Origin of the sequence: Roseomonas rosulenta, from assembly GCF_016106005.1 — a bacterium.
Lineage (GTDB): Bacteria > Pseudomonadota > Alphaproteobacteria > Acetobacterales > Acetobacteraceae > Neoroseomonas > Neoroseomonas rosulenta.
On the sequence record NZ_JACADR010000399.1, the window covers coordinates 1 to 2,965 of the forward strand.

General features: G+C 71.7%; 3 protein-coding genes. All 3 read right to left on the reverse strand.

From position 1 onward, the window contains the following. Positions 1-213: 213 nt before the first annotated feature. A complete protein-coding gene (locus HW578_RS24875; RefSeq protein ID WP_198373385.1) occupies positions 214-900 on the reverse strand; it encodes an ATP-binding cassette domain-containing protein in 687 nt (228 codons plus the stop codon). Positions 901-1,168: 268 nt separating this feature from the next. Further along, positions 1,169-2,434: an ABC transporter permease DevC gene (gene devC, locus HW578_RS24880; protein ID WP_198373386.1), complete on the reverse strand. Its 1,266-nt coding sequence runs from the start codon at positions 2,432-2,434 to the stop codon at positions 1,169-1,171. A 5-nt stretch (positions 2,435-2,439) separates the two neighbouring features. Beyond that, positions 2,440-2,965, reverse strand: a 526-nt coding sequence (locus tag HW578_RS24885) for an efflux RND transporter periplasmic adaptor subunit (RefSeq protein ID WP_198373387.1), incomplete at its 5' end; no start/stop codon positions are given.

The following is a 2,965-nucleotide window of genomic DNA, read 5'->3' on the forward strand; positions in this document are numbered from 1 at the left end:
CGCCGCGCGGCAGCACGAGAGGCCGCGCCTGCGCGAGCAGCCGGGCGCGCGCCTCGGGCGCCGCGGCCGCCAGCAGCGGGCCGGCATCCTTCACGCCGTGGCCGGGGCGCGTCGCCGACATTGGGAGGAGTTCCACATGCGGCGAAGCATCGCAGCCGGCGCCACGAAGGTGATTGATTCAGATCAACGTGGCCAATGGTAGGCGCAAGATCCTCAGGCCGCCTGGGCTTCAACGATGCGGCCATCCTCCATCGCCACCACGCGGTCGGCGATGTCGAGGATGCGCGGGTCGTGCGTCACCATCAGGATCGGCGTGCCGCGGGACTTCGCCATGTCGCGCAGCAGATGCGCGACCTCCGCGCCCGAGACCTTGTCGAGCGCCGCCGTGGGCTCGTCCGCAAGCACCAGGCCAGGCCCCGCCACCAGTGCGCGCGCGATCGCCACGCGCTGGCGCTGCCCGCCCGACAGCTTGGCCGGCGGCTTGTCCTCGTGGCCGGCGAGGCCCACGGCGCGCAGCATCTCGCCCGCACGCTCGAGCCGCTCGCGCTCGGGCAGCGCCGCCTCGATCTCGAGCGCCATCGCCACGTTCTGCCGCGCCGTCAGGAAGCCCAACAGGTTGTGGTTCTGGAAGATGAAGCCGATCGACCGGCGCAACCGCACGCGATCGCGCTCCGACGCGCCCATCAACTCGCGCCCGAGCACGCGGCACGACCCCTCCTGCATGGCACGCAAGGCACCGATCAAGGTCAGCAACGTCGTCTTGCCCGACCCCGACGGACCCGTCAGCAACACCACCTCGCCGGCATGCACGGTCAGGTCGATGTCGCGCAGCACGGGCCGCCGCAACTCGCCCTCCCCGTACGCATAGGTCAGGCGGGAGATGCCGATGGGGTCGGTCATGGGGCGACGGTCGCAAAGGGGAGGGCTCTGCCCTCCCCCGAACCCCCACCCGCCAAGGGCCTAAGGGCCCCTGGACCCTTCGACTTGATCGGGCATTTCGGGGAGGGGCATGGCGCGACCTGCGCGCCAGGGCCCACAGACGATGCCCCTCCCCGAAATGCCCGATGAAAAGCCCGCGGATCCAAGGGGCCGTTGCCCCTTGGTGGGGGGAGGTCCGGAGGGGGGCAAAGCCCCTCTCCGGTGCAACCGTCGCGCCAGGCCGCTCCCATCAGAACATGTCCGCCGGGCTGGCGTCGCGGAGTTTGCGCATGGCGAGCAGGCCGGCTGCGCTGCACATCGCGAAGATCAGGCCGAACACCAGCACGGCGCGTTCGAGGGTCATGGCCAGTGGCAGGAAGGTGGCGCCGGCGACCATGTCATAGAGCCAGATGCACAGCGCCGCGCCGGGCAGGAAGCCGATCACCGCCAGGATCAGGGCGGCGGCCATCACCACGCGCGCCAGGTAGAAGTTCGAATACCCGATCGCCTTCAGCGTCGCGTATTCGCGCAGGTGGTTGGCGATGTCGCTGAACAGGATCTGGTAGACGATCACCATGCCCACGATCAGGCCCATGACCGATCCGAAGGCGAAGATGAAGCCGATCGGCGTGGCGGTTTCCCAGTAGTTGCGTTCGTGCGCGACGAGCTGCGCATGCGTCAGCACCACGACGTCGGGCGGCAGGATCTCGCGCAGGCGCTGCTGCGCGGCGGCCACGTCGGTGCCGGGCTGCAGCCGGATGGCGACCAGGTCGGTGTTGGAGGCCTGGCGCTCGCGGATCATGCGGCGGAAGTTCACCTCGCTCATGACCAGGTTGCCGTCGGCGCCGAAGGACGGGCCGATCGAGACCAGCCCGGCCACCTGCACCATGCGGTTGCCCACCTGCACGTCGAAGGGCCCGCGCTCGGCGAACAGGCGCGCCACGTTGCCGAATTCGGGGCGCGAGCGCTCGTCGAAGCCCACCGCGTCGACGCGGCGCAGCGCCGGCGTGATGGAGTCGAGCCCTGCGAAGTGCATCGCCCCGGCTTCCACGTCGAAGCCGATCATCTGGATGGCGCGGCGCGCCCCGGTCTCGGGGTTCCGCCAGGTGGTCTGCGCCAGGTAGACCGGCACCGCCTGCGCGACCTCGGGCAGCGCCAGCGCCTGGTGCGCGCGGATGCGCGGCAGCGGCTCGGGCCGGAAGGACGCGGTGGTGAGCGGGTTCATCAGGAACAGCTCCGCCTGCATGTTCGCGAGCAGGCGCGTGGCGCTGTCGAACAGGGCCGAGCGGAAGCCGAGCTGCATGAAGACCAGAACGGCCGCGAACATCACGCCCGCCATGGCCGAGAACAGCCGCGCGCGCTCGGCGCGCAACTGCCGCCAGGCCAGGCGCGCAGGCAGCAGCAGGGTGCCGAGGGGGCCGGGGCGCGCCGGCGGCGGCACAGATGCCGACGCGGCGGCGGAGGCGCCCTCGCCGGATTTCTCTGGCGCCCAGGGGAGAAGCGGGGCCTTCGCCATCGCGTTCATGGGCGGATCGCCACCTGCACCTGCATGTTGGATCGCCGGCGCAGCGCGTTCGCACCTGCCTCGTCGAGCGTGAGGCGCACTTCGACCGTGCGGCTGTCCACCGCGGCGATGGGATCGGTATTGGCCTGGGTCGTGCGGCGCACCGTCCAGCCGATCTCGCGCAGCGTCGCGCCGAAGCGCTGCGCCTCGCCGGGCACCACCACCTCGGCCGGGGCGCCGATGCGCAGGCGCGGCAGGTCGGTCTCGTACACGTCCGCCACGATGTCGATGCGGCTGAGGTCGCCGATCTCGAGCAGCCCATCATTGCCCACCTGGTCGCCGGGCCGGGCGATGATGCGCAGGATGGTGCCGGCGAAGGGCGCGCGCACGCGCGACAGCTCGGCATCCGCCCGGGCCTTGGCCAGCGCCGCCTCCGCGGCGGCGAGGCGCGCCTGCGCCAGCGCGATGTCCTCGGGGCGGGAGGAGAGCAGGGTGTCGAGCTCGGCCTCGGCCTGCGCGCGCTCGGCGGCGAGGCGCACGGCG

What these genes read in the sequence shown, in the direction of transcription:
- devC (WP_198373386.1), bottom strand. Translation starts at nt 2,434, where the DNA reads ATGGCGAAGGCCCCGCTTCTCCCCTGGGCGCCAGAGAAATCCGGCGAG.
- HW578_RS24875 (WP_198373385.1), bottom strand. Translation starts at nt 900, where the DNA reads ATGACCGACCCCATCGGCATCTCCCGCCTGACCTATGCGTACGGGGAG.